The organism is Ferruginibacter sp. (genome assembly GCF_028288465.1).
Classification (GTDB): Bacteria; Bacteroidota; Bacteroidia; order Chitinophagales; family Chitinophagaceae; genus Ferruginibacter.
This window is the reverse complement of record NZ_JAQBNR010000015.1, coordinates 195,460-220,701: the sequence shown is the minus strand read 5'-3', so window position 1 is coordinate 220,701 and position 25,242 is coordinate 195,460. Positions and strand designations below refer to the sequence as shown.

Below are 25,242 nucleotides of genomic sequence, written 5' to 3'. Positions count from 1 at the left end.
TTTTATGCTTTCTTTTTTAATTGTGATAAATATTGAAGCAGGTTGGCCATATCCTGCGCCGACATGTTATTATATAAACCTTCTGTCATCATCGACTGCTTCATTTGAGTCCTGGTTTTTACATCGCTTGTTTTTAACTGCTGGTGACCGCCCCCCGGGAATTTGATGTCGATATCTGTTTCAGTTTTGCTGGCAATGATCCCGGATAAGGTAGAGCCATCTTTCATTTTCAGCTCCCAGCCTTCATATCCAAATCCAATGCCTGCAGATGGATGCACAATGGCTTCCAGCAAGCCCTCTTTCGGAAGCTTTGAGCCAATCTCACTTAGCTTAGGACCAAAATCGTAACCCACATTGTTTACCTGGTGACATACATTGCAGGTGGCAGTAAATATTTTTTTGCCATCGTCTGCATTTGCTTTTAATGCAGTCAGCTGCTGCAGGGTTGGTGCAGGTTTACTGGTAACGCTTTTACCATTATCAGGCAGGTAAGTAGCTGCTTCCGTACGCACGGCTCCACGCCATGCGCCGCTCACACTGGCTACCACATCCGGTATTAATTCAGCCGGTACTTTCTTTGCTTTTAAGATAGCCAGTACCCGGTCTTCACCACTGCCACTGTTGCCAATTTTATGGGCAGCCTGCTGTCTTAAAGCTAAAGGATATGTTTTAGATAAGGCAATTGTTTGAAGCATATCGATTGATTCTTTGCTACCCACGTCTGCCAGTGAAAACAATAAACTATTTTGCTGAACTGTATCGCTGCCGTTGATCACTTTCCATATCAGGGGGCTGCCTCCCAGTTTAATCAGGAGTCCTGCAGCGTTTCTCCCAACACCCTCACCTGATTTATCAATGGCCAACTTAAGTAAATTATTGTTTTGAGATTTAACGGCATACCGGCTCACCAGTTCAATATATTCAGGTGTTCCATTGATAGATTGTAATACGCTGTCAAGTGCTTGTTTGGCAATGGTTGATTGCATGACAGTTTTGATGTCAAGCGCATGCAATACCAATTTATCCAGCGCCATGTCGTGCTCATTGTTATCTTTAATCATGGCAAGCAGCAAAGCTGATTTTGCGGTACCGGGGTTAAAATCAAAAGCACGAAAATATCTTAACCTGCTGTTCAGTGGCTTGGTTTTATCAGCAGCAAGCGTAGCAATATAAGGCACTGCTTTTTCCGTGCGTGCACGCCAAACAATATCCCGGCTTGCCTCGCTCTGCAACGGATCTTTTACTTTAGCAAGCCAGGCGGTAAAGAAGCCATCCCATTGCCTGTCTGCACCAATGCCCAATGCTTCAAGATACCATCTGTCTTTGCCATCATACTTTTCAGCAAGTGCAGCCCAAAACTGGTCGGCCTCCGGAAGTTTAACATGGCGCAAAGCCAATGCACATTCTCTTCTCACCGCAGCGCTGGTATCATTTACCAAAGAACGCACAACGCCGATAATATCCGCTTTAATTTCAATGGTTGCCCGGATGGCAGCAATACGCAGGTCAGGATTGGCGGATGTTACAGCCTGCTGAATATACTTCTCTCCCTCGCCTGGCATCTTTACCAATAGCCAGAAAGCTCTTGCCCGCATCCGCTGATTTTCTTCAGACGTCCATAGTTTTTCTAATTCCGGAATGGCGGATTTGCCCATTTGCTGCAGCGTTGTAAAGGCATGATACCTTACTGATAAATTAGGATTTTGTAACGCTTTCACTGCACCGGCAACTGTACTGTAATCTTGTTGTGGGATGATGTATTTTGATGCAGGCGGAGCGACTCTGTATATTCTTCCTCTTGTCTGATCACCTGCGGCATGGCCGCCCACGCCAGGGTCATACCAGTCAGCAACAATCAGTGAGCCATCGGGTGCCACAGTTAAATCTGCCGGTCGAAACCACTGATCTTTATCGCCCTTCAGTACATTTACAATTTCTGCTGTATAGCCTGCACCACTTATTTTAACGGGATAAGATCTTACTACATTCGGACCTGCATCGGTATGTATCATTTGGTTTTGAAACTGCGCAGGCAATAGTGCACCTTCATAAATAACCATTCCGGTTGGGGAACCGGCAAAAGTTTGCAACAGGTTGGGCACTTCACCCGGATCGTTGAGATGCCAGTGTTTTAGCGGAATGGAGTCTTCCATGTTAGTACGACTTGACTGCCAGCCGGCACCCGTCATCTCATCAGTATAGCCATAGTTACCATGCTGCATCACATAATTAATGCGTGTGCCGCGGTTGCCATCATCATCATTGTCGCTCTGCCATAAAGTGCCATAGCTGTCAACAGCAACCTCATAGGGATTGCGAAAATTGTTACCTAAACATTCTACATGAGAACCATCCATATCGCATCGGAACACCATGCCCTGTTTGTATTTTTTCGGGCCGATTACATCGCCATCCTGGTCCATAACATCCTTACCATTTTTATCTTTTAAAGTATGCCCCTCATTGCCCATATTAAAATATAATTTTCCATCCGGTCCAAATGTAAAAGCATGCACGCCATGATCGTGCTGTTCGCCGCCAATACCTTTGAACAACACTTCTTTTCTGTCGGCTTTATCATCGCCGTTGTCATCATACAATACCCACACATAGGGACTTTGAGAAACTATTACTTTATTGCCCAATACGCAAATACCCAGCGGCGCATTCAGGGATGGATCCTGGTAAAATATCTTCGCTGTGTCTGCTTTGCCATCACCATCGTTGTCCTGCAAAATCATGATGCGGTCGCCTAATGGATTTGTCGGATTGCCATTGATTGCCGGACGGTAATTATACGCTTCGCAAACCCATACCCTGCCCTTTTCATCGACGTCAATATTGGTTGGGTTTTTTAACATGGGCTCGGTTGCAAAAGCATGCACTTCCAAACCATCTGCAATGGTGAGTCCTTTCAGCGCATTTTCAGGCAAATGTTTTTGTTCTTCTGTAAGTCCGGCCGTGTCTGCTTTAGCAGCTGGCTTTACTGCAGTTTCAGGGCTGTTGTTATTGCAGGAGCTAAAGGCAATTATAAGTATGGATAAAAAAAGAAAATAAGTACTATGGCGCAGGTCGCTTTGTTTCATTGTTCAAATGGCTTTAATGGAGTGATGCAATTGTTGTGTAATCTAAGAAATGCACGGCATTAAATGTTAAAAAGACAAAACATTTTGTGAAATTCAACCTGGCAATTTCATAAAAGCATTTTAGAAACCATAATAGGTTTTGTTTATCCTGACTTTCAAAAAAAACTGCCGAACCCAAACGGACTCAGCAGTTTTTTTATTTTATTAAAATTTATTTTACTGGTGTTTTATCTTTTTCAATAAATCAAGCGCATGTTTTAATTGCTGCTCCATACTAATGTTGGTATTATCTATAATCACGGCATCATCTGCTTTTCTCAAAGGACTTACTTCCCTGTTGGAATCAATGTAGTCACGCATTTCAAGATTGTTCTTTACTTCTTCAATGGTGATGTTGGGATTTTTTTCATACATCTCTTTAAACCTTCGTTCAACACGTACGGCAATATCCGCAGTCATAAAAATCTTTAATGCGGCGTCCGGAAATACAGTTGTACCGATGTCTCTTCCATCCATTACAATGCCTTTCTTTTTACCCATTTTTTGTTGCTCTGCCACGGCAAATGAACGTACTTCTTTTATCGCTGCCACTTCACTTACCTTTTCTGCAATCACCAAATCCCGAATCAGGTATTCCACATTCTCTCCATTCAAAAATATTTCTGACTGACCTGATTTTTCATTAGGCTGAAACTCCAGTGAAATATTTTTCAACGCATCTTTTACTTCAGCTGTATCTGTCCAGTCAATGTGATGACGCAAAAAATACAAGGTGATGGCACGGTACATTGCACCACTGTCAATATACACATAGCCCAACTCTTTTGCCATTTGTTTTGCCAGCGTACTTTTTCCGCAGGATGACCAGCCGTCTATGGTTATCACAATCTTTTTCATTGCTGCAAAAGTCAGTCAAAAAACCGATCCTTCAAAAGAAAAATTGCATTTTGAAAGATAGCGACTGGTGTAATAAAAAAGATCAGGCTAACAAAAAAGCCATCCTTCCGGATGGCTTTACGTTTATGTTTTCAAAAAATTAAGCTTCTGATTTAGCCTCGATGCTGCTGCTCTCTGCAGGCTTTAAAGTAAAGAGAATTTTTTCTTTGGCTTCGTCCAGGTCAGCAATCAATGTATCGCCTTCCTTCACTGCCATATTTAAAATTTCTTCTGCTAAAGGATCTTCCAGGTATTTCTGGATGGCCCTGTGCAGAGGCCTTGCGCCAAACTGAGAGTCGTATCCCTTCTCTGCAATAAAATCTTTTGCTCTCGATGTTAATTCCATAGAAAAACCAAGATTTACCAGCCTTTTCATTACACCCTTCATCAGGATATCAATGATCTCGAAGATGTTTTCCTTGGTGAGAGAATTGAATATTACCACATCATCAATCCTGTTTAAAAACTCAGGGCTAAATGTACGTTTCAATGCTTTTTCTATAACTGATTTGTTATTTTCATCCGCATTTAAAACCCTTGCTGCAGTAGCAAAACCTACACCTTCCCCAAAATCTTTTAACTGGCGTGCACCAATATTCGAAGTCATAATGATCAGCGTATTCTTAAAGTCAATCTTTCTTCCCAAACCATCTGTCAACTGCCCATCATCCAATACCTGCAATAAAATATTGTAAATATCCGGATGCGCTTTTTCAATTTCATCCAGCAAGATAACGCTGTATGGTTTACGTCTGACTCTTTCCGTTAACTGACCACCTTCTTCATAACCAACATATCCGGGAGGTGCACCAATCAAACGGCTTACACTGAATTTTTCCATGTATTCACTCATGTCGATCCTGATTAAAGAATCGTCATTGTCAAACATGTATCTCGCCAGTGACCTTGCCAACTCAGTTTTACCCACCCCCGTAGGGCCAAGGAAAATAAATGTACCGATTGGTTTCTTCGGATCTTTCAATCCCACCCTGTTGCGCTGGATGGCTTTTACCACTTTTTGAATTCCATCTTCCTGTCCAACAACAGCGCCTTTCAGGTCTTCGGCCATGCGACGTAATTTTTCAGTTTCTGCCTGCACCATCCTCTTTACAGGTATGCCGGTCATCATGCTTATCACTTCCGCTATGTCTTCTTCTTCAATCGGGAAACGCTTGTGTTTACTTTCTTCTTCCCAATCATTCTTTGCTTTTTCCAATTCTTCCTGTAATCTTTTTTCCGTATCTCTTAAAGAAGCAGCTTCTTCAAAACGCTGGCTTTTTACCACCTTGTTTTTTTCCAGCTTAATGTCTTCAATTTTCTTTTCCAGTTCAATTACTTCCTGCGGAACGTTGATGTTTTTAATGTGCTTTCTTGCACCTACTTCATCCATTACGTCTATTGCTTTGTCGGGTAATAACCGGTCGGTCATGTACCGTTCGCTCAGCTTAACGCAGGCATCTACCGCTTCTGCACTATATAAAACGTTGTGATAATCTTCGTATTTGCTTTTGATGTTGGTTAAAATTTCAATTGTTTCTTCAACTGAAGGTTGTTCAACAATTACCTTTTGAAAACGACGATCCAGTGCACCATCTTTTTCAATGTGCATGCGGTATTCATCCAACGTAGAAGCACCTATACATTGTAACTCACCTCTTGCGAGGGCTGGTTTAAATATGTTGGAAGCATCCAGTGAACCGCTGGCACCCCCGGCACCAACAATGGTATGAATTTCATCAATAAACAAAATCACATCCCTGTTTTTTTCCAGCTCATTCATGATGGCCTTCATCCTTTCTTCGAACTGGCCACGATATTTTGTACCTGCAACCAGTGCTGCCAGGTCAAGTGATACTACTCTTTTATCAAACAATACCCGGCTTACTTTTCTTTGCACAATGCGCAAGGCAAGGCCTTCCACAATAGCTGTTTTACCCACACCAGGTTCTCCGATTAAAATGGGATTATTCTTTTTACGGCGGCTAAGAATTTGTGACACTCTTTCAATTTCTGTTTCCCTGCCAACGATGGGATCTAATGAACCGCTTTCCGCTAAACGGGTAATGTCACGGCCGAAATTATCCAGTACGGGTGTCTTTGTTTTGGGCTGGTTAGCAGCACCGCCACGTTGTGCTTTTTGCTGCTGGCTGTATTGTTTCTTTTCCTCATCAAAGTCATCCTCATTTTCATCACTGAATTCTGCTGATGGGGGGTTGCTGGTTACAAAGCCCAACTCGTTTTTAAAAATGTCATAATCCACATCAAACTGATTTAAAATCTGCGTAGCAATGTTTTCTTTATTTTTCAAAATAGACAGCATCAGGTGCTCACTCTCCACCATCACACTTTTATGTGCTTTGGCTTCCAGTACAGTGATACGAATGACTTTCTCCGCCTGTTTTGTAAGCGGAAGTGAATTAATGTTAGCAATGTTTTTTCCTGTCTTATCCTTCACAGCAACCTCTATCTCTTTACGCAATTCGTACAGATCTACATTCAGTGATTTGAGGATTTTGATGGCGGTATTTTCACCATCCCTTATCAATCCTAACACTAAATGTTCGGTGCCTATAAAATCATTTCCCAGGCGCAGTGCTTCTTCCCTGCTATAAGAAATAATTTCCTTTACTTGTGCTGAAAAATTGTTGTCCATCCGTATTGAATTTAGCTTGTACAATAATAACGATTATTTGTTAGATAAAGTTTGCTGAAAAGGTGAAATGTTAATATGTTAAAAAATTAAAAAATGCTTTGTGCAGGACCTGCGGCGGTACGGATATCATCCGTTTTGCAGAATTTTACCAGCTATCGAAATAGCGTCACAAGAATCAAACTCGTTTCCTGAAATTTTACTTCAAAATTTTCCTTTACTTTACAAATACCTAACGTCAAAAACTGAATCTTATTTAATGAATGTCAAAATAGATACCAAAGAGAAATTTACTGTTATTACGCCTGAAGAGGTGAGATTGACTGCTATATTGACAGGAGAATTAGTGGAAATGTTGCTTCACTATCAACAAAAGGATATCCCACACCTGGTGCTTAACATGCAACGGATAACAGAGATAGACGAAGCAAGCGGAGAATTACTTGCAAACTGCCAGCAACAGTTTTACGAGCATAACTGCTCCTTTGTTATCTGCGCTCTTCAGCCATCCGTTGAAGCTTTACTTGATAAGGCAGAACTGCTGGAGGTAATGAATGTAACACCAACAGAAAGCGAAGCGTGGGACATTGTGCAAATGGAAGAAATAGAGCGGGAATTAATGGGAGATGAATAGGCCTTTCGACGGATAATTTTTTAATGTGCCAGCGATATATTAAATTTATTTTTTTACAATAAATTTTAACCCTTTTTAAATGTTGGCAATCACAATTTTAGGTAACAATTCCGCTATTCCTGCATGGGACAGAAACCCCACTGCGCAGATTCTGCAGTCGCTGGAAGAGTGCTACCTGATTGATTGCGGCGAGGGCACGCAAACCCAAATGTCCAAATATAAAATCCGCAGAAGCAGGATCAACCACATTTTCATTTCTCATTTACATGGCGATCATTATTTTGGCCTGATCGGATTGTTGACCAGCATGAGTTTACTCAGCCGTACGCAGGATCTTCATTTACATGCACCTGCGGCCCTGGAACAAATCATTCAGTTGCAATTGTCTGTTGCCTCCGTTCAACTTTCTTATCGCTTGTATTTTCACCCCATTACTGCCAATGAAATCATTGTTGACGACAGTAAGATTACCGTGGAAAGTTTTGCTGTAAAACATCGTATCGAATGTTGGGGATTTTTGTTTACTGAAAAGAAAAACCCGCGAAAAATCGATCGCGTAAGAATTAAGGCCTATGAAATACCCGTTTCTTTTTACGACAAATTGCAGAAAGGAGAAGACTACGTAACAAAAAAAGGCACTATTATTCCGAATGAGGAAGTTACTGTACCCGGCCCCAAACCAAAAAAGTACGCTTACTGTGCGGATACCATTTATGATGAATCCCTGGTTGACAAAGTGAAGTTGGTTGATATGCTATATCATGAAGCCACCTACCTGAAAGCTTTGCACAGCAGGGCTGCCGAGCGCTTTCACAGTACCACCATACAGGCAGCCGGCATTGCGTACAAAGGGCAGGTAAAGAAATTACTCATTGGCCATTTTTCCTCGAAGTATGAAGTGCTGGATGAATTTTTAACCGAAGCGACTGCCGTATTTGAAAATACTGAACTGGCTTTGCAGGGCGTTAGTTACCGTATTTAAAAGCAAACAATTGGTCCGGGCCAGTAATCTTTGTGGAGCATCGTTGCATCGCCCTCTTATACTTTTGCAACTTTAATGTACAATCAGTTTTTTTAAAAAAAGCTTACATTTTTCAAGGATGAAATCGGATTATTTATCCAGCCTGATTGCATTATTAAATCCATCTTCCATAATCCACCTGTAAAAATCGGCAAACCATTTATGCCAGGCTTGTTCGTTGTGTTGCCCTTCGGGGTCAATTACTTTATAAATCATGGCATCTGATTTTTTAGCCACGGTTTCAACCACTTCTTCCATGTCATTGACATAAGTACCACCTTCAAGTTCACCCATGTAAAAAAATAGCTTTCCGGTTAATTTGTTGCCTGCTGAATCAGTCAACTTTTTTATACCATCCGCCGTCCAGAATGCCGGCGAAAAAATGCCACCCCTGCCAAAAATATCCGGGTACTTTAACAGTGCGTAAAAGGAAATTAATCCCCCCATGGAACTGCCGCCAATAATCGTTCTATTTTTTGATCGCAAGGTTCTGTAATGTCCGTCAATAAAGGGCTTTAACGTTTGTACCAAAAAATCAACATACGCTTTACCTTTCCCCTTCCCGAATTTTTCATTGTCAAATGGATTGTATTCCTGCATCCTTTCCGCGCCATTATCTATACCTACCACAATACAGGACGGTGCGCCTTTTTTTACCATGCTGTCCAGTATTTCGTCTACACCCCATTCACCAAAAGCCGCAGTGGATGCATCAAACAGGTTCTGCCCATCCTGGAGGTACATCACCGGATATTTTTCGTTACCGGCATGGTACCCCGGAGGCAAATAAATCCATATCCTTCGTTTGCTATTTAGCTGCGGGACTGCAAAAGCAGTATCCAAAATGTGCACATTTGGAGATACAGTACGTTGTTTAACAACAGGTGCAAAATCATCTTTCCATGCAGCGATGGAAATATCAATGGTTGTATCGCCGGTTATGCTGATTACGTGATTGCCAATGTCAGCTCCGGCTAAAGCGCTTTCTGTTTTTCCCCAATCGCCACGGGTACATTTAAATTCAACAACCGTGGCCGGAACATTTTTTATTTGAAGGGATAAATAACCATGTTGTTTTACAAAATAAAACCTGCCATCAGCAGGTTGCCAGTTATTAAAATTGCCAGCTGCAAAAATGGTATCCTCCGCATGTAACGCAGGCTGCTGCACTATACGAAGGGTGACTGTATACTGCGCAAATGCAACTGTAACTGCACATAACCAGGCACACAAAAAAAGGTACAACCGCTTGTGGTTATTGGGCATAAATCAAGAATTGATTTGTCAGATAAGTTATCCGCGGGCACAATAAGCTTTCACCTTTTGCTGAATGCCTTCACTCAATGGAGTTACCGGTAACCTTACCACATTTTTTATATAGCCCATTTCGAACAGAAACCCTTTTACGCCGGCAGGATTGTTTTCTGTAAACAATAGATTGTACACTTCCAGCAAAGGATCATTTAGTTTTTTGGCAGCGGCAAAATCTGAAGCCAGTCCGGCCCTTACCATATCAGAAAATTGTTTTGGATAACAATTGGCGGCAACACTGATCACACCATCTATTCCACACGCCAGTTCAGGCAATACCAGGTCATCATCACCACTTACTACCAGAAAATCGGCGGGTCTGTCTTTCAAAATCTGGATGCACTGACTTATATTGTTACCGGCCTCCTTAATACCAGCTACATTGGCCACTTCATGCGCCAAACGCAGTGTGGTGGAGGCTTCCATGTTACGGCCCGTTCTGCCCGGCACATTGTACAATATGATGGGTTTGGGCGACGCTTCTGCAATTGCTTTATAATGCTGAAAAATACCTTCCTGCGAGGGTTTGTTATAATAAGGACAGGCGCTCAAAACCGCAACTGCTTTATCAAGCGGGTAGCTCTGGACCTGCTCAACCACTTCCCTGGTATTATTGCCCCCAATACCCACCACAACCGGTACCCGGCCATTTATCTTTTCAAATGTAAAATTGATAATATCCAGCTTCTCCTGTTTATCCAGTGTGGGTGTTTCACCGGTGGTGCCTAAAGTAACAATATACTCCACTCCATTTCCGATGATAAAATTGATCAACTTTTCCAGTGCTGCAAAATCCACTGTTTCATCCTGATTAAACGGCGTTACAATCGCTGCGCCCGTTCCTTTTAACTGCTCCCTGATGTTCATTACTACAATAATTTTTGGTGAAGGTATTATTATGCAGTGAAATTGTAAAAAACAAAAATCCCCCGCTATCAGCAGGGGATTTTCTATGGTAAATATAATTTTGAATTTGCTTTATTTATACGCCATCATCGGGCCTTGCGGACGGTTTAAAATACGGGAGTGACTCAGGTAATTCTGATCGGGACTAAAGATGAATAAACAAGTACCGTTTTTTATCACATCTATTATGGCTTTGTGCAGCCGTTGTGGCAAAGCCGGGCAACCCCAGCTGCGGCCAAGATACCCCTGCGAATGGATAAAACTTTCATCTACATATTCGGCGCCGTGAATTACAATGGCTCTTCTGTTGGCATTATCGTTGATGCCTTTTTCCATGCCATTTAATTTTAATGAATAGCCGTTTCCGCCAATATAAGTGCCTTGGGTTTCATAAAATCCAAGACTGCTTTTATTGCTTTCCGGTCTGTTGGAAAACTGTTTTGCGAACTCTTTGCCTGACTGCATGCCATGCGCTACATAAGTATTGAACAGCAATTTATAGTTTGCAAGATCTATTACGAACAATCTCTTTTCAGAAGAAGGTTTACTAAAGTCAATTATAGAAATAATATGGTCATTACTAATCTCTCCCACTGCTTTCATCACGCTAAAACCTTTCATGGCATAATCAAATGCCTGGCGTGCCAGTCCCAGCGATCCAAGACGTAAACTATCATACAAATTCATTTCTTCCGCTGGTACATTAATGTTGTTTACCAGGGGAGAATCTTTGGCCACAATAGGATGTACTGAGGCATTGTTGTCAAAAAAACCAACGGCTGTTTTTGTTTTTGCAAATACAAAAGGCATATGCAAAATGAAGATGAACAGTGAGGAGAAGAATAAGTATACTTTTTTAAAAGCAAATCTTTTCATAATCGTAACTGGATTTAAAAATTCGTAAAGGGGTTTGCAAATATCGTGCTTACAACCTTTCATTTTTGTTAAAAAACTAGGTTTTATATATTGGATTTAACATATTCAAAAAAGTAAAGCTTAATTGTATCCCGACATAGAAAGTTGATAACCAAACTATTAGAATATTTTAGAAAACTTGGTTTAACTAAAATCTTTTTGCAGGTAGAGGTACGGAGAAATAACGAATGGATAACGGGTTTATTATTTTATGTGGATAAGTGGATCCGGGCAACAGGGCCAGATTGGCAGGCCGGTCTTAAAAAGTGACGTTTTCAAGCACGGACGCGGCAGATTCATCAAGAAACCAATCCAGCGTTCCTGTTACCGGGGCGATCAGTTGAGCTGGGAATTTGTCAATATTTTTATTTGTCTCAAGAATATTTTTAACAGCGGCAGCTTTGGTTTGTCCATAAACCAAAAACGCAATATGATGCGCCAGGTTAATCAATGGTGCGGTAAAACTGATGCGGTAAACTTGTTGTTCCTCCAGGAAAACTGCTTTTACTGAGACGGTTCTGTCCTGCAGTATGGGTGTATGTGGAAACAAGGATGCAGTGTGCGCATTATCGCCGAGCCCCAATAATACCAGATCAAATTTCATTTCTTTCCCGGCAAAATACCTACTGATCGCATCGGTATAACGCCCTGCTGCCAGTTCAGGTTCAAGGTCGGTATTCACAGGAAAAATGTTTGCTTCATTTATTTGCAGCGGATCAAACAAAGTTTTCTTTGCCATTAAATAATTACTATCGGGATCAGTCTGCGGCACATTACGTTCATCTCCAAAAAAGAAAAATACTTTGGCCCACTGTACTTGCTCTTTATAAGCCTGCGAGCTCAATAATTGATATAATTTTTTAGGAGAATTGCCACCTGATAAAGCGACCGTAAATTTTCCGTTTGCAGTGATGGCCTGGTTGGCAACTATAACAAAATAGTTTGCGAGGCTGTTTAATACTTCGTCTTCTGTTTTATAAATATTTATTTTAACGCCCATTATTTTTTACCATTTAAGGGTAAGGTAAACCAATGAAATCCGTCTCTTGCAATTAAAGCTTCGGCCAGTTCAGGCCCCCAGCTGTCTGCAGAATAATTGGGAAAGTTTAAACTTTTTCTGCCTTCCCAGGAAGTTAAAATAGGCATCAGCAGATCCCAGGCAACTTCTACCTGGTCGCCCCGCATAAATAAGGTTTGGTCGCCCGCCATGGTATCCAGCAACAATGTTTCGTAAGCTTCCGGCGCCTGGCTGGTATAGGTGCCTTTATAGTCAAAAACCATGTCCACAGTATTTAGAGCCATTTCAAGTCCGGGCCGTTTTGCCTGTACCTGCAAACGAATGCTCATCTCCGGTTGTATGCTGATGACAAGCCTGTTCTGCTGCCAGCTTTCACTTACTTCTGCAGGAAAAATCTGGTGCGGCACATCCCTGAATTGTATACTGATAACGGAGGCGGACTGGTGCATTCGTTTACCGGTACGTACATAAAACGGTACCCCTTTCCAGCGCCAGTTGTCTATAAAAAATTTAATGGCAGCAAAAGTTTCTGTGTTTGATTGCGGATCTACTTTTGGTTCCTTGCGATAACCGGGCACTTCCTTTCCTTCCATCCAGCCATCTGAATATTGCCCTCTTACTGTAGACAGGCGTACATCTTCAGGCCCGAATTTTCGCATGGCGTTTAATACATCTACTTTTCGGTTTCTTACTTCATCCGCATTAAAATTATTAGGCGACTCCATGGCCACGAGGCAGAGCAGCTGCAATAAATGATTCTGAATCATGTCCCGTAATGCGCCTGATTTATCATAATAATCACCGCGTTCTTCAACACCCAATTGCTCCGTAACCGATATCTGGACATGTTCAATGTAGTTGCGGTTCCAGATGGGTTCCAGCAATGCATTGGCAAAACGGAAGGCCATAATATTCTGCACGGTTTCTTTACCCAGGTAGTGATCGATGCGGTAGATCTGGCATTCATTGAAAATTCCGCTGAGCAATTTGTTTAAAGAACGGGAAGTTTCAAGGTCATGACCAAATGGTTTTTCGATAACGATTCTTGATTTTTTAGTATCATCAGCCAGTTTACTTTTTGATAGATTCTCGGCGATGATGGGAAAGTATTCCGGCGAAACAGCCAGGTAAAAAATTACATTGGCGTCAGCTTTCCATTCCGTATTAAGCTTGTCTATTCTGGTACCAAATTCTTTATAGGTCTTACTATCCTTGGCATCAGCAGACTGGTAAAACAGGTGTTTGTAAAACTCATCCCACTTGTCTTTTTTTACTTTGCCGCTGCGGGAATATTTGTTGATGCCATCCTGTATTTTTTCAGCAAATTGCTGATCGCTCAGTGGTGTTCTTCCTGTGCCGATGATGGCAAACTGATCCGGCATCCATCCATCAATGAAAAGATTATACAGTGCCGGTGCCAGTTTGCGGGCATTCAAATCGCCCGTGCCACCGAAAATTATAAATATTACAGGTTGAGATTTTAGATTTGCGTACACCTTCTTTTAGTTATGAGTTATGAGTTATGAATTATGAGTTATAAGGGTTTTCAGGGCGAAGCGTTTTACCATTGAAATAAAAAGTAAAAAATTAAAATAAAAAATAGCTACAACGGGAACCAGCGAATTTACAATCACTTACTGTTTTTCTTTAACGCCTGAGCCTTTAATGCTGATGCTTTTTTCGCCCCATTTGGTATGAAAAACACCTTCCTTGCCTATCAGTTCATATGTATGTGCTCCGAAATAATCACGTTGAGCCTGTATTAAATTACTGGGCATTTGTTTGTTGCGCAGGTTGTCAAAATAACCCAACGACGCAGCATACGCTGGCATAGCAATACCTGCAGTGATGGCTTTTGACAATACCGACCGGATGCCTGGCACATTTTCAATTGTTAATTTTTGAACGCCTTCATCCAGCAGTAAATGCTGCAGGTTGTTGTCTTTTTCGTAGGCGGTAAAAATTTCATTTAAAAAACCGGAACGGATGATACAACCACCGCGCCAGATTTTCGCTATTTCAGCGAGGTGCAAACCATATTTATATTCGGAGGATGCCTTGCTTAACAGATGCATGCCCTGCGAATAAGACATGATCATGGTAAAATAAAATGCCTGTTCCAGTTCAACCAAAAAACTGTCTCTATCGACTGACAAAGGGGTATCTTTAACGCTGTAGATTTGAGACAGCTGAACCCTTAAAGCTTTGTATTTGGAAAGGTCACGCATTTCTACCGCGGAATCTATGGTGGGTATCGGGGTTTCTAAATCCATTGCCACTTGTGAAGTCCATTTACCCGTTCCTTTTGCTCTTGCCTCATCCTTTATATTATCCAGCAGTAATTGATCGGAGCCTTGTTCTTTATATTGAAAAATATCGCTGGTGATTTCCATCAGAAAAGATTGCAACCTGCCTTCATTCCATTGGGTAAATATTTTGCCAATCGCTTCATCATCCATCTGCAATCCTTTTTTCATTACTTCGTAGGTTTCCGAAATCAGCTGCATCAGGCCATACTCAATTCCATTGTGCACCATCTTTACAAAATGCCCGGAGGCACCAGGACCGATATAAGTTACGCAAGGCACGCCATCTACCTTTGCGGCAATGGCTTCTAAAATTGGCTTCATTACATTGTAGGCTTCTTTGTCGCCTCCTGGCATCATGCTCGGACCACGACGGGCGCCTTCTTCGCCACCCGAAACACCCATTCCAAAAAAGTGAAATCCCTTTGTCTCCAGGTAAGCCACCCTGCGGTCTGTATCAGTAAAATGAGAGTTGCCCCCATCAATTAAAATATCGCCTTTATCAAGTAATGGCAACAGGTCTTCAATTACACTGTCTACAATTTTTCCTGCGGGAACCAGCATCATAATCGCCCTCGGACTTTTTAAACTGCCCACAAATTCGTTTACATCACTAAAGCCTTTGAGGTTGCCATTCTTATCTTCCTCTTCCAGCAACTGGCCTTTGCTTGCGTCCTTATCATATCCTGCACCTGCCACACCATGATCGCCCATGTTTAACAGGAGATTGCGCCCCATTGTACCCAATCCGATCATACCAAAATCGTACTTTCCTGTTGTATTACTCATTGGTTAAAATTTTCTTTTTTTAAGTTTTCTAATATTGATTTGGTCTCTTCAAAATTGGTGTGATGAAAAGACCGGATGCCTAATTTTTGTGCGGCATTGGCAAACATGGTTCTGTCGTCAAAATATACACACTGACTTGGGGATGCCTGGGCAATACCCAATGCCAGCTTGAATATTCGCGGATCAGGCTTGCGCATATTTACTTCGCAGGAAGATATGAATGCATCAAATGCCTGGTGTAGTTTAAATTTCTGTACCCGGTAATCATTTAGTTCTTTGCCCTCGTTGTTGATTGATATAATGCGAAAGCCGCAATCTTTTTTCCACTCTTTTAACCAGGCAAGCATATCAGGCAATTCCACCGATTGCGAATACATGAAATCTTTAAAATCCTGGCGCACAAAATCTCTTGGATAATTGAATATTACGGTGTCCAGGTATTCATCCAGCGTGATGCTGCCGATTTCGTATACGTTGAAAATAAAATTGTGCAGGGCATCAATTTCTTCATAATCCAGTTTAAATATTTCTGCTGCTTTTTTTCTTGACTCATGGCCCCAGCCGTTTGTCAGAAGAATGCCGCCTACATCAAAAAAGAGAATTTTAAGGTCGTTGATTTTTTGCATTGCTGGTGTTTATTTTTCGAGTAAATGTACTTTGTGCAAACGACGCATGTGGCGCTCGGCCCCGGTAAAACGGGCAGTTAAAAAAGCGGTGATCAGTTCCTGCGCTGCCATATAACCTGTTACCCTTCCGCCCAAACACAACATGTTCAGGTCATCATCTTCTACGCCCTGGTGTGCAGAAAAATGATCGTTGATGAGTGCTGCCCGCACACCCGCGATTTTATTGGCTGCAACAGATGCGCCCACCCCACTGCCACAAATGGCAATCGCCCGGTCAAGTTCTTTATTGGCGAGCGCCCTGCCCATGGGCACAACAAAATCCGGATAATCGTCTGTATTATCCAGTTCGAAAGCGCCGTAATCTGTTACTTCATAACCCAGTGATTCAAGGAAGGGGTGAATGATTTCTTTCAGTTCGTATCCGCCGTGATCGGCTGCGATGCCTATTTTCATGCGAGATGTTATAAGTTATAAGTTATAGATTATAAGGAAAATACATGGGGACGTAATCAACCTCTTGCCAATGTCTATTCCATCACGATTTACTTTTCAGCATCTTAATTTAAAAACCTGCTACCTCACTATGCTTCAGTAAAGTTGCCCATGACTTTAAAAGTACAAGAGCCGATAGGCTATCGGCTGTGACGCCATTGAAGCTGCACATGACCGCTGTATTTGCCGGGACAAAATGATGTACACCTATTTAAATAACCGTGTTTGTTGTTGGTTGTTTATCCAGTAATTGCATTGCTTTTTCAACCACGTTGTCAACCGTAAATCCGAAAAGCTTATAGAGATCTTCTGCCGGCGCTGACTCTCCAAAGCCTGTCATGCCGATCACCGCTCCTTCGTCGGTTACATACTTATGCCATCCCAATGCAGAGCCGGCTTCTACCGCCAGGCGCTTTTTGATGCTTTCGGGGAAAATCTTTTCCTTGTATTCTTCATCCTGCTTTTCAAACAACTCCCATGAAGGCATGCTTACCACACGACTGGAAAAACCTGCTTCCGCCAGCTTTGCCTGCGCCTGCAAAATCAAATCTACTTCAGAACCGGTCGCTATCAAAATTATCTGTGGATCCATAAAAGAATCTGATAAAATATAAGCTCCTTTTTCCAGCTCCACTGCTTTACCAAATTTAGTCTGATCAATGACAGGAAGACCTTGCCTTGTTAAAACCAATACAACTGGTCCGCCGGAATGTTCGAGCGCTACCCGCCATGCCTGTGCGGTTTCGTTGGCATCAGCCGGCCGTATCAGGGTGATATTCGGGATAGAACGCAAAGAGATCAATTGCTCGACCGGCTGGTGGGTGGTGCCATCTTCGCCCAGGCCGATACTGTCGTGCGTATAAATAAAAATGGGGCGTATTTTCATGATAGCCGCAAGCCTGATCGGAGGCCGCATGTATTCTGAAAATATCAGGAAAGTGGCGCCATAAGGAATGATACCTGGTGTTAAGGCCATTCCGTTTAAAGCCGAGCCCATGGCGTGCTCGCGGATACCAAAGTGAAAGTTTCGCCCTTCAAAACTGCCGGGTTCAAATGATTTATAGTCTTTAAGATTTGTTTCTGTTGACGGAGACAAATCGGCTGCACCACCGATCAACCCTGGAAGACTTGCTGCGATGGCATTCAACACTTTGCCAGATGCCTGGCGGGTGGCCATTTTTTTATCGGATGGTTCAAATAAGGGTAATTTTTCCTGCCAGCCTTCGGGTAATTTACCGCTGAGCGCCTGTTCGTATTCTGCAGCCAGTTCAGGAAAAGATGTTTTATAGCGGCTGAATAATTCGTTCCATTCTTTTTCCAGTGCAGTTCCCTTTTCTCCGATTGCCCGGTAATAATTCAGCACTTCCTGCGGCACATCGAAGAATTTTTCGGGATCAAAACCAAAAAACTTTTTTACAAGTTTCACTTCCTCTTCTCCCAACGGCGAGCCATGGGCTCCAGCAGTATCTACCTTGTTAGGACTTCCGTAAGCAATATGCGTACGCACTTTTATCAGTGATGGACGGGAGGTTTCTTCCTTTGCATTTTTTACCGCCGCTGCAATTGCTTCAATATCATTGCCATCTTCTATCACTTGTACATGCCAGTCGTAGGCTTCAAAACGTTTGGCCACATCTTCGGTGAAAGCTATGCCTGTACTGCCTTCTATTGAAATATGATTGTCATCGTACAAATAAATAAGGTTACCAAGTTTAAGGTGACCAGCCAGCGAAGCCGCTTCAGAGGTAACACCTTCCATCATATCGCCGTCACTGCAAATGGCGTATATGTTATAATTGAAAAGATCGAAGTCTGGCTTATTGAACCTTGCCGCCAAATGCTTTTGCGCAATGGCGAAACCAACGCCGTTTGCAAAACCCTGGCCGAGCGGACCTGTAGTTACATCAATGCCCGGCATTAATCCGTGCTCGGGATGGCCGGCTGCTTTGCTGTTTAACTGCCTGAATTGTTTAAGATCATCCAGCGTACAATCGTAGCCGGTTAAATATAAAAAACTGTATTGCAGCATGCAGCCGTGGCCTGCGGATAAAATAAAACGGTCGCGGTTTGGCCAGTTGGGATTTTTGGGACTGTACCGCATGTAATTGGCCCATAACACATGCCCCATTGGTGCGGCTCCCATAGGCATACCGGGGTGGCCTGAGTTGGCTTTTTGTACAGCATCAACTGATAATATCCTTACTGTGTTGATGCCTAGTTGTTCTAACTGTTTTGAATCGTCTGCCATTTAAAGCTGTTTATAAGATGACTAATATAAAATAAAAGTTGCTGTAATGCTTTGTCATCTCCGGTGCAATTTTCCTATAACCGAAATTAAGATTATCTGGGTTTGCCATATGTTATACAATTGGTAACGATCAGATCTACACAAAGCTACCCATTAAACAAAGCATTTTCAAATTGCCGCCAAATGCTGTGCCAGCAGCGACAGCGCGGCCGCTATTGGATAGAAAAAAGAACAAGCAGGATTTTTACAGCAAACTGTGCAATATATTGCTCAAAGCCGCCAGAGGATTAGTGTTGATAATTATTTATTGCGTCTGTTAAAATTGCTAATTAAAAAACCGGTGAAGGGATAAACCTATTACGGCTTGCTTGCCAGCCACTGAATACAACCCCTCTTAAAAAGAAAAAGCAGTACTATTTTTTCTTGATTTTTTTGGCATAATGGCTTGATTTATGTTCAATTTTTCACTTCATTATATTCATTCAAACACACTTAAATTTATTAATTATGACAACAGCAACAGCAAATATGACGACCAAACAAATTGCCAACCGGCTTAAATTGCTTTGCAGCAAAAGTAAGTTTGAGCAGGCGCAGCGTGAGTTATATGCGGAGGATGCAATAAGCATAGAACCACAGGCTTCGCCCATGTTTGATAAAGAAACACATGGTTTGGAAGCCATTATCGAAAAGGGACAAAAATTTGAGTCGATGGTTGAAAAAATGCATTCCAATACGCTCTCTGATCCGCTGATAGCTGGTAACTCCATTGCCATGACTGCTTTTATGGATGTTACCATGAAGGGCAGGCCAAGGGAAACAATGGGTGAACTTTGTGTATATACAGTAAAAGATGGTAAGATAGTTTCAGAGCAATTTTTTATGTAGTCTGCGGTCTTAAATTTTTATAGTTTGTTGCCTTCTTTCGGAAAAATGATGTATGGTTTAAACCTTTTAGCTGCCTCAAAATCCATTGTGGCGTAAGAGATAATGATAATGATATCGCCTTCGGCACCGCGTCTTGCAGCCGGCCCGTTGAGGCAACAAACTCCTGTTCCGCGACCACCTTTAATTACATAAGTTTCAATGCGGCTGCCATTGTTTACATTCACTACCTGCACTTTTTCATTCTCAATTAAGTTGGCCGCGTCCATCAGGTCCTGGTCGATGGTAATACTTCCGACATAGTTCAAATTCGCTTCTGTAATTACAGCCCTGTGTATTTTAGATTTTAAGATTTCTATCTGCATTTTTATTTTTTAGAAGGTGCAAATTAGACAAATTTTATTTAGCCGTAATCAACATTTATAACTGATTGATAAATGAAATGTTGCGCATCGAAGCTGCTTAATGCTACAACTATTTTTCCATCACAGTGCTCAATTTCTTAATCGGTGTCAACTCCATTTTCCTGCATTCCACCTCTGCGCCTTCAGCCTGGAAAGCAATCTGGCCGTGATCTGCAGTACATCCGAAGCCATCATTCACCAAATCTCCATTTACCCAAACCCGGATGTTTCGTTTGTAACATTCCACCACCATCCTGTTCCACTGGCCCAATGGCTTTTCAGAACTGTCGGTTAAATTGATGATGCGGCGCCCTTTCCCTTCGGTGATGCCCCAATCTTTTTTAGGGCCACGGCGTTGTTCCATATTTCTAACTTTAATGTCCTGTACAATGCACCAAAAGTCACCAGCATTGTCATGCATCATTTGTGCCTCTATGGATTTTGGAAACATTTTATACAAAGCTCTTGGTGTAGATGCATGTAACAATATACCGCAGTTTCCCGGCTCGCCGGCGAAACGATACTCCAGCACCAGCCGGTAATTTTTATAGACAGAATCAGTGATCAGGTGTCCCTGCGGATTACCCATACTCACCAGCATGCCATTGCGCACAATGAAAGGATTTTTTGCCAGGGCATTGGTATCCATTTCGGGCACATCCACATGCCAGCCGGTTAAATCTTTGCCATTAAAAAGTGAATGAGTCTGCGCAATGACAATAGATACAGAAGCCTGACAAAACAGCACGCAGAGGACGAAGTATTGTTTCATATTGATGATCATTAGATGAATTTTTAAATTATCCTTACGGGCAGATCATGGCAAAGCAAAAGCGATGACCTTATTTCCTTTGGGCGTGCCTAATTTTTCCCCGCCGCATGCCATTACTATAAACTGTTTACCATTCACACTGTACATGGCGGGCGTGGCAAAAGAGGCCGCAGGCAATTTTGTTTGCCATAATAATTTACCGGTGTATTTATTAAAAGCCCTGAACATGCCGTCTTTGGTAGCAGCTATAAAAAGCAATCCGTTTTCCGTAACAATGGGACCTCCATAATTTTCGCAGCCTGTCGGGTTGGTATCCTGGTTCGGAAGGCCCGGGGTTATTCCTAAAACAGATTGCCAAAGCTGCTGCCCCGTGTTTAGATTGATGGCGGTAAGTGTGCCCCACGGAGGGGTGATGGCCGGTAATCCTTTGTCATCTAAAAACTTGGGATAGCCTGTGTGCAGATATTTATCCGGCGGTACTTTTGCAAGGTCTTTCGAAACCGCTTCCTTCTTTTCAACCCCAAATAAAAAATCGACCAGTATTTGTTTTTCTTCCTTCGAGATGCCGGATACGCCGGGCATTTTGCCCTTTCCATTGCTCACAATTTGCAACGCGGTTTGCAGGTTTAATTTTTGTGCAACCGCAGTAAGGTTTGGATAACCGCTGGCAGCCTTGCCTTCCCTGTCTGCACCATGGCATGTAGCGCAATGGGCGGCGTATATTTGTTCACCCGGTGATTTGAGTCCGCCTGCTGCGTTTCTTGTCAAGCCATTCCTTTTTTCCTGTTCCTTTTTTGCAGCTTGTTCCGCCGTTTCCATTCTTAAAAACCAAGCCATTTCATTGGCATTTACATACAAAATGCCTTTGTAAGGATCGGCCGCAGCGCCGCCATATTCTGCCCCGCCATCATAGCCCGGCAGTAACAATACATTGCTTGTATCCGGTGGTGCCAATGGTCTTTTATCTGAAGCCAGGAATAATTTTTTAAGTTCTGCCTGGTTGTTGGCGAACGGACTGATATCGTTTTCTGTAAGACCTGTAATCTGCCTTGCAAAAGGCTTCGGCAGCTCAGGTACCGGTTGCGTGGGCCAGGCTTCTTCGCCCGTTAATTTGGATGGAAGTGCTGCTACTTCATTTACCGGGAATAATGACGCTCCTGTATTTCTGTCCAACACAAAAGTATAGCCCTGCTTGGTTACCTGTGCAACTGCGTCTATTTGTTTACCGCTTTTTGTAACGGTAATTAAATTTGGCGGTGCAGGCGGATCCCTGTCCCACAAATCGTGATGCATCATTTGGAAATGCCATTTATAAGTGCCGTTATCTGCATTCAATGCCAACAGACAATTTGCATACAGGTTGGTTCCTTTCCGGTTGGCTCCATAAAAATCCGGGGCGGCAGACCCCAAAGGTATAAAGATGGTGCCTGTCTTTACATCCACTGCTGTACCAGCCCAGTTATTTACTGCGCCAACGTTTAGATTCCTGTATGTTTCTTTGGGCCATGTATCATAGCCTCTTTCCCCGGGTTGCGGAATAGTATGAAATGTCCAAACCAGTTTGCCGGTGCGAACATCGAATGCCCTTACATAACCCGGAGCAGCACCTGCATCTTCTGCTACCCTTACCGGCATGATGATTAAATTTTTATAGATCGTTCCGGGTGTAGTGCTGTTGATGTATTTGTCCTTTGCAGCATCCGGCAAGCCGGTATGCAAATCAACTTTACCAGACTCACCAAAGGTTAAAATGGGTTTTCCGTCTGCCGCATTTAAAGCAATCAGGTTAGATGCAACGGAAACAAAAATCCGCTTATCATTGCCATCTTCCCAATAGGCAACGCCCCTGCATGTTCCGTTCGATGCCAGCGAATCTTTGTACAGCCACAGTTCCCTGCCGGTAGCTGCATCAAGCGCAAATACTTTTAAGGCTGCGCTAACGCCATACACCACATCCTTTACCATCACCGGGTTCATCTGCATTTGCCCGCTGTCGGGTGCATCGTAAGTCCAGGCAATTTTTAATTGTTGTACGTTGCTGGTATCTACCTGGGCCAGTGTTGAATAATGATTTCTGTCCGGCCCGCCCATGTACTCGCTCCAGGAATCGTATTTGCTTTTTACGGATGATTTGCAACCTGCCAATAATAAAATGGCGCCCAGTAATCTAACGTATTTCATACAGCCGTTTGAGTTTTTTAAATAACTACGGCTTATCATTCAGCATGATAAGCCGTATATTTTTTGTGCTTACAAATCGTAATCCGGTTGCTTTTATTTTTTCAATTTGGCTACCTGGTCGTTGTAAAATTTGACCGTTTCAATTACATCAGGCACATTATTTTCCCAGTTAGATTCATGTTCGATAGAAAACATGCCTTTAAAATTTTGCCTGTTTAATTCTGCAAAAGCTGGTGCAAAATCAATTACGCCTTTTCCAACAACGGTATCGGCGGCATCTGTTTTATCAAATTTAACAATGTCTTTCAGGTGAACACCATAAATATGTCCTTCCAGCTTTTTCAAACAATCCACCAGGTTTAAACCATTGCGTGCCCAGTGACCCAAATCAGCACATGAACCAATGTTGTTATGGCCCTTAACCGCCGCCAATACTGAGTCTGGGTGCCAGTAAGCATTTGGTTTAGGATGATCGTGGATGGCGATTTTTATGCCATATACGCCGGCAAGACTATCGGCCAGGTCCCATTGGGTTTTGATTGGCTCTGAAGTAATATAGCTCAATCCGAATTCTTTTGCCAGTTCAAAAGTTTTAATCCATTCGTCTTTGCCATTTGGTGTTGTTACGCCCATAGCCACCATTTGAATGTTATGTTGTTTCAGCACATCTTTCAATTTTTGTCTGCCGGCTGCGGACATACTGATACCAAAAGTATCTTTACTTGTTTTGTCGAAAGGCTGACCCAGGAAAGCCTCGATGTACCTTACTCCTGCACTGTCTGCCTTGGCGATGGCTTCGCTTTGTGTAAACAAACGGAACGTCCATAACTGCACACCAATTTTCCAGTCGGCGGTATTGTTTACGGCTGCTGTCGCACTATCTTTTGTTGCGGCACCTTCAGTTGAAGTAGAATTATTGTTGCAGGAGACAAAAATAAACAGCGCTGCAACGGCGCAAAAAAAGGAAATTTTGTTTGTCATTCTAGGCAAGTTTTAGATTTAATTTTTAACAATCAGCCTGTAATGTAACATTAACAGATAATGTTTTAAAATTTTATTCCTTTTTTCTTTCCCCATGTAAATATCCCTCGTGGCTAATTTTATTTTTCATTTTCCGCTGTTCGTAACAGTGAGATTACAAAAAGTGTAAACCGGTGCGGCCCCCAAACTCAACTTAATAATGAAACTTAAATTGGAAAAAATTCCCGGATAAAAAGAGAATAAACAAAGGCCCCTCAAAAGTTGGGCTTTCTAAAAAAGAAAGCCAACAAGTTTGAAGGGCCCATTGCGATGCAATGAATAACTGTCGCCGATCAATATTTAATAAAATTCTGCCACTCTTTAATTTCATTATCATACACCAGCAGTGTTTTGTAGCTCTTGTTATCTTCCATATAAATTACATAGGTTGGCAACATTTCCTGCGATTGCATTGTCAATATTTCCTGCACCTGGTAAATACTAAAATCAAAATACTCTCTTTTAATCATAGCCCGAAGGTCTTTCGCCAACTTGCTTTCGTTGTATGTTTTTAAGCTCCCGGTCCAGTAACCTTTCTTGTTATAATAGATTGAATTTTTGACACCGTCATTATTAAACTGAACATTGAAGCCTTCATCAATAAAATACCACCGGGCATCCCCTGCGTTTTTATAGAATTTATTAAAATTCTTTAACGCTTTACTGTTGACGGTTGCAAGCGAAACCGTATTTGATTTTACAGTTTCTGTTGCCAGGTCTGCCTTATACATTTTTTCCATTTGTGCATCATTGTGCAGAACAGCAACAGCGTTTGAATTTTGTGCCACTGCGGTGTTGGTTGTTGCAAGGGCAGGAATAAAACCAGCCACTAAAGCAAATAAATACTTTTTCATTTTGTTTAAAATTTAAATTGTTTGGATGATTTGTTTTTGACTACCTGGTACCGGTGTTTGTTGACCTATTGGTCGCAGAACAGGAATGGATGGAAACAAAAAAGATTATTTTTTTTCTCTTTAATTCTAAAAGCCATCAGGCACAGCCCCGCTTTTCAATACCGCCCTTGTTTACAGTCGGTTTAAAA

At 42.2% G+C, this 25,242-nt stretch carries 20 protein-coding genes; 3 read left to right on the top strand and 17 right to left on the bottom strand.

Translation table 11 applies throughout. The features are described from left to right. Positions 1-2: 2 nt before the first annotated feature. The 3 genes from JWR61_RS06000 to JWR61_RS05990 form a co-directional block, all read right to left on the bottom strand. A complete protein-coding gene (locus JWR61_RS06000) occupies positions 3-3,086 on the bottom strand; it encodes a PVC-type heme-binding CxxCH protein (RefSeq protein ID WP_301926929.1) in 3,084 nt (1,027 codons plus the stop codon). A 216-nt stretch (positions 3,087-3,302) separates the two neighbouring features. Beyond that, positions 3,303-3,983: a (d)CMP kinase gene (cmk, locus tag JWR61_RS05995; RefSeq protein WP_290336712.1), complete on the bottom strand. Its 681-nt coding sequence runs from the start codon at positions 3,981-3,983 to the stop codon at positions 3,303-3,305. A gap of 139 nt (positions 3,984-4,122) precedes the next feature. Then, positions 4,123-6,675 (bottom strand): ATP-dependent Clp protease ATP-binding subunit, encoded by a 2,553-nt coding sequence (locus JWR61_RS05990; RefSeq protein WP_301926928.1) that lies wholly within the window; start codon positions 6,673-6,675, stop codon positions 4,123-4,125. Between the two features lie 256 nt (positions 6,676-6,931). Here JWR61_RS05990 and JWR61_RS05985 point away from each other — a divergent pair, with 256 nt between their 5' ends. Beyond that, positions 6,932-7,306 (top strand): STAS domain-containing protein, encoded by a 375-nt coding sequence (locus JWR61_RS05985; protein WP_301926927.1) that lies wholly within the window; start codon positions 6,932-6,934, stop codon positions 7,304-7,306. A gap of 79 nt (positions 7,307-7,385) precedes the next feature. Beyond that, positions 7,386-8,288 (top strand): ribonuclease Z, encoded by a 903-nt coding sequence (locus JWR61_RS05980; RefSeq protein WP_301926926.1) that lies wholly within the window; start codon positions 7,386-7,388, stop codon positions 8,286-8,288. Positions 8,289-8,417: 129 nt separating this feature from the next. On the opposite strand, the gene JWR61_RS05975 is transcribed toward JWR61_RS05980, so the two are convergent. The 9 genes from JWR61_RS05975 to tkt form a co-directional block, all read right to left on the bottom strand. After that, positions 8,418-9,593, bottom strand: coding sequence for an alpha/beta hydrolase (locus JWR61_RS05975; RefSeq protein ID WP_301926925.1), 1,176 nt, complete (start codon positions 9,591-9,593; stop codon positions 8,418-8,420). Positions 9,594-9,620: 27 nt separating this feature from the next. Next, the gene (gene dapA / locus JWR61_RS05970) at positions 9,621-10,505 is read right to left on the bottom strand and encodes a 4-hydroxy-tetrahydrodipicolinate synthase (protein WP_301926924.1); all 885 of its coding nucleotides are present in this window, start codon (positions 10,503-10,505) and stop codon (positions 9,621-9,623) included. Between the two features lie 111 nt (positions 10,506-10,616). Beyond that, positions 10,617-11,420 (bottom strand): murein L,D-transpeptidase catalytic domain family protein, encoded by an 804-nt coding sequence (locus JWR61_RS05965; RefSeq protein ID WP_301926923.1) that lies wholly within the window; start codon positions 11,418-11,420, stop codon positions 10,617-10,619. A gap of 298 nt (positions 11,421-11,718) precedes the next feature. Further along, complete coding sequence (gene pgl / locus JWR61_RS05960; RefSeq protein WP_301926922.1) at positions 11,719-12,459, bottom strand: 6-phosphogluconolactonase; 741 nt, start codon at positions 12,457-12,459, stop codon at positions 11,719-11,721. Beyond that, complete coding sequence (zwf, locus tag JWR61_RS05955) at positions 12,459-13,973, bottom strand: glucose-6-phosphate dehydrogenase (protein WP_301926921.1); 1,515 nt, start codon at positions 13,971-13,973, stop codon at positions 12,459-12,461. Before zwf ends, pgl begins: the two co-directional genes overlap by 1 nt. Positions 13,974-14,111: 138 nt before the next feature. Beyond that, a complete protein-coding gene (gndA, locus tag JWR61_RS05950; RefSeq protein ID WP_301926920.1) occupies positions 14,112-15,572 on the bottom strand; it encodes an NADP-dependent phosphogluconate dehydrogenase in 1,461 nt (486 codons plus the stop codon). Continuing rightward, complete coding sequence (locus JWR61_RS05945; protein ID WP_290336725.1) at positions 15,569-16,198, bottom strand: HAD family hydrolase; 630 nt, start codon at positions 16,196-16,198, stop codon at positions 15,569-15,571. The genes gndA and JWR61_RS05945 overlap by 4 nt, the downstream gene beginning before the upstream one ends. A gap of 9 nt (positions 16,199-16,207) precedes the next feature. Beyond that, positions 16,208-16,651, bottom strand: a complete 444-nt coding sequence (locus tag JWR61_RS05940) for an RpiB/LacA/LacB family sugar-phosphate isomerase (protein ID WP_301926919.1) — start codon at positions 16,649-16,651, stop codon at positions 16,208-16,210. 250 nt (positions 16,652-16,901) lie between these two features. Then, positions 16,902-18,938, bottom strand: a complete 2,037-nt coding sequence (gene tkt, locus JWR61_RS05935; protein ID WP_290336728.1) for a transketolase — start codon at positions 18,936-18,938, stop codon at positions 16,902-16,904. Positions 18,939-19,445: 507 nt separating this feature from the next. Here tkt and JWR61_RS05930 point away from each other — a divergent pair. Continuing rightward, a complete protein-coding gene (locus tag JWR61_RS05930; RefSeq protein ID WP_290336730.1) occupies positions 19,446-19,826 on the top strand; it encodes a nuclear transport factor 2 family protein in 381 nt (126 codons plus the stop codon). 17 nt (positions 19,827-19,843) lie between these two features. Here JWR61_RS05930 and panD read toward each other — a convergent pair whose 3' ends face one another. The 5 genes from panD to JWR61_RS05905 form a co-directional block, all read right to left on the bottom strand. Then, complete coding sequence (gene panD, locus JWR61_RS05925; protein WP_301926918.1) at positions 19,844-20,188, bottom strand: aspartate 1-decarboxylase; 345 nt, start codon at positions 20,186-20,188, stop codon at positions 19,844-19,846. Between the two features lie 109 nt (positions 20,189-20,297). Next, positions 20,298-21,011, bottom strand: coding sequence for a DUF1080 domain-containing protein (locus tag JWR61_RS05920; RefSeq protein ID WP_301926917.1), 714 nt, complete (start codon positions 21,009-21,011; stop codon positions 20,298-20,300). A 33-nt stretch (positions 21,012-21,044) separates the two neighbouring features. Continuing rightward, positions 21,045-23,180: a PQQ-binding-like beta-propeller repeat protein gene (locus tag JWR61_RS05915; protein ID WP_301926916.1), complete on the bottom strand. Its 2,136-nt coding sequence runs from the start codon at positions 23,178-23,180 to the stop codon at positions 21,045-21,047. 93 nt (positions 23,181-23,273) lie between these two features. Next, complete coding sequence (locus tag JWR61_RS05910; RefSeq protein ID WP_301926915.1) at positions 23,274-24,161, bottom strand: sugar phosphate isomerase/epimerase; 888 nt, start codon at positions 24,159-24,161, stop codon at positions 23,274-23,276. Between the two features lie 332 nt (positions 24,162-24,493). Then, positions 24,494-25,054, bottom strand: a complete 561-nt coding sequence (locus JWR61_RS05905; protein ID WP_301926914.1) for a hypothetical protein — start codon at positions 25,052-25,054, stop codon at positions 24,494-24,496. Positions 25,055-25,242: the final 188 nt, after the last annotated feature.

What these genes read in the sequence shown, in the direction of transcription:
- JWR61_RS06000 (WP_301926929.1), bottom strand. Translation starts at nt 3,086, where the DNA reads ATGAAACAAAGCGACCTGCGCCATAGTACTTATTTTCTTTTTTTATCC.
- cmk (WP_290336712.1), bottom strand. Translation starts at nt 3,983, where the DNA reads ATGAAAAAGATTGTGATAACCATAGACGGCTGGTCATCCTGCGGAAAA.
- JWR61_RS05990 (WP_301926928.1), bottom strand. Translation starts at nt 6,675, where the DNA reads ATGGACAACAATTTTTCAGCACAAGTAAAGGAAATTATTTCTTATAGC.
- JWR61_RS05985 (WP_301926927.1), top strand. Translation starts at nt 6,932, where the DNA reads ATGAATGTCAAAATAGATACCAAAGAGAAATTTACTGTTATTACGCCT.
- JWR61_RS05980 (WP_301926926.1), top strand. Translation starts at nt 7,386, where the DNA reads ATGTTGGCAATCACAATTTTAGGTAACAATTCCGCTATTCCTGCATGG.
- JWR61_RS05975 (WP_301926925.1), bottom strand. Translation starts at nt 9,593, where the DNA reads ATGCCCAATAACCACAAGCGGTTGTACCTTTTTTTGTGTGCCTGGTTA.
- dapA (WP_301926924.1), bottom strand. Translation starts at nt 10,505, where the DNA reads ATGAACATCAGGGAGCAGTTAAAAGGAACGGGCGCAGCGATTGTAACG.
- JWR61_RS05965 (WP_301926923.1), bottom strand. Translation starts at nt 11,420, where the DNA reads ATGAAAAGATTTGCTTTTAAAAAAGTATACTTATTCTTCTCCTCACTG.
- pgl (WP_301926922.1), bottom strand. Translation starts at nt 12,459, where the DNA reads ATGGGCGTTAAAATAAATATTTATAAAACAGAAGACGAAGTATTAAAC.
- gndA (WP_301926920.1), bottom strand. Translation starts at nt 15,572, where the DNA reads ATGAGTAATACAACAGGAAAGTACGATTTTGGTATGATCGGATTGGGT.
- JWR61_RS05945 (WP_290336725.1), bottom strand. Translation starts at nt 16,198, where the DNA reads ATGCAAAAAATCAACGACCTTAAAATTCTCTTTTTTGATGTAGGCGGC.
- JWR61_RS05940 (WP_301926919.1), bottom strand. Translation starts at nt 16,651, where the DNA reads ATGAAAATAGGCATCGCAGCCGATCACGGCGGATACGAACTGAAAGAA.
- tkt (WP_290336728.1), bottom strand. Translation starts at nt 18,938, where the DNA reads ATGGCAGACGATTCAAAACAGTTAGAACAACTAGGCATCAACACAGTA.
- JWR61_RS05930 (WP_290336730.1), top strand. Translation starts at nt 19,446, where the DNA reads ATGACAACAGCAACAGCAAATATGACGACCAAACAAATTGCCAACCGG.
- panD (WP_301926918.1), bottom strand. Translation starts at nt 20,188, where the DNA reads ATGCAGATAGAAATCTTAAAATCTAAAATACACAGGGCTGTAATTACA.
- JWR61_RS05920 (WP_301926917.1), bottom strand. Translation starts at nt 21,011, where the DNA reads ATGATCATCAATATGAAACAATACTTCGTCCTCTGCGTGCTGTTTTGT.
- JWR61_RS05915 (WP_301926916.1), bottom strand. Translation starts at nt 23,180, where the DNA reads ATGAAATACGTTAGATTACTGGGCGCCATTTTATTATTGGCAGGTTGC.
- JWR61_RS05910 (WP_301926915.1), bottom strand. Translation starts at nt 24,161, where the DNA reads ATGACAAACAAAATTTCCTTTTTTTGCGCCGTTGCAGCGCTGTTTATT.
- JWR61_RS05905 (WP_301926914.1), bottom strand. Translation starts at nt 25,054, where the DNA reads ATGAAAAAGTATTTATTTGCTTTAGTGGCTGGTTTTATTCCTGCCCTT.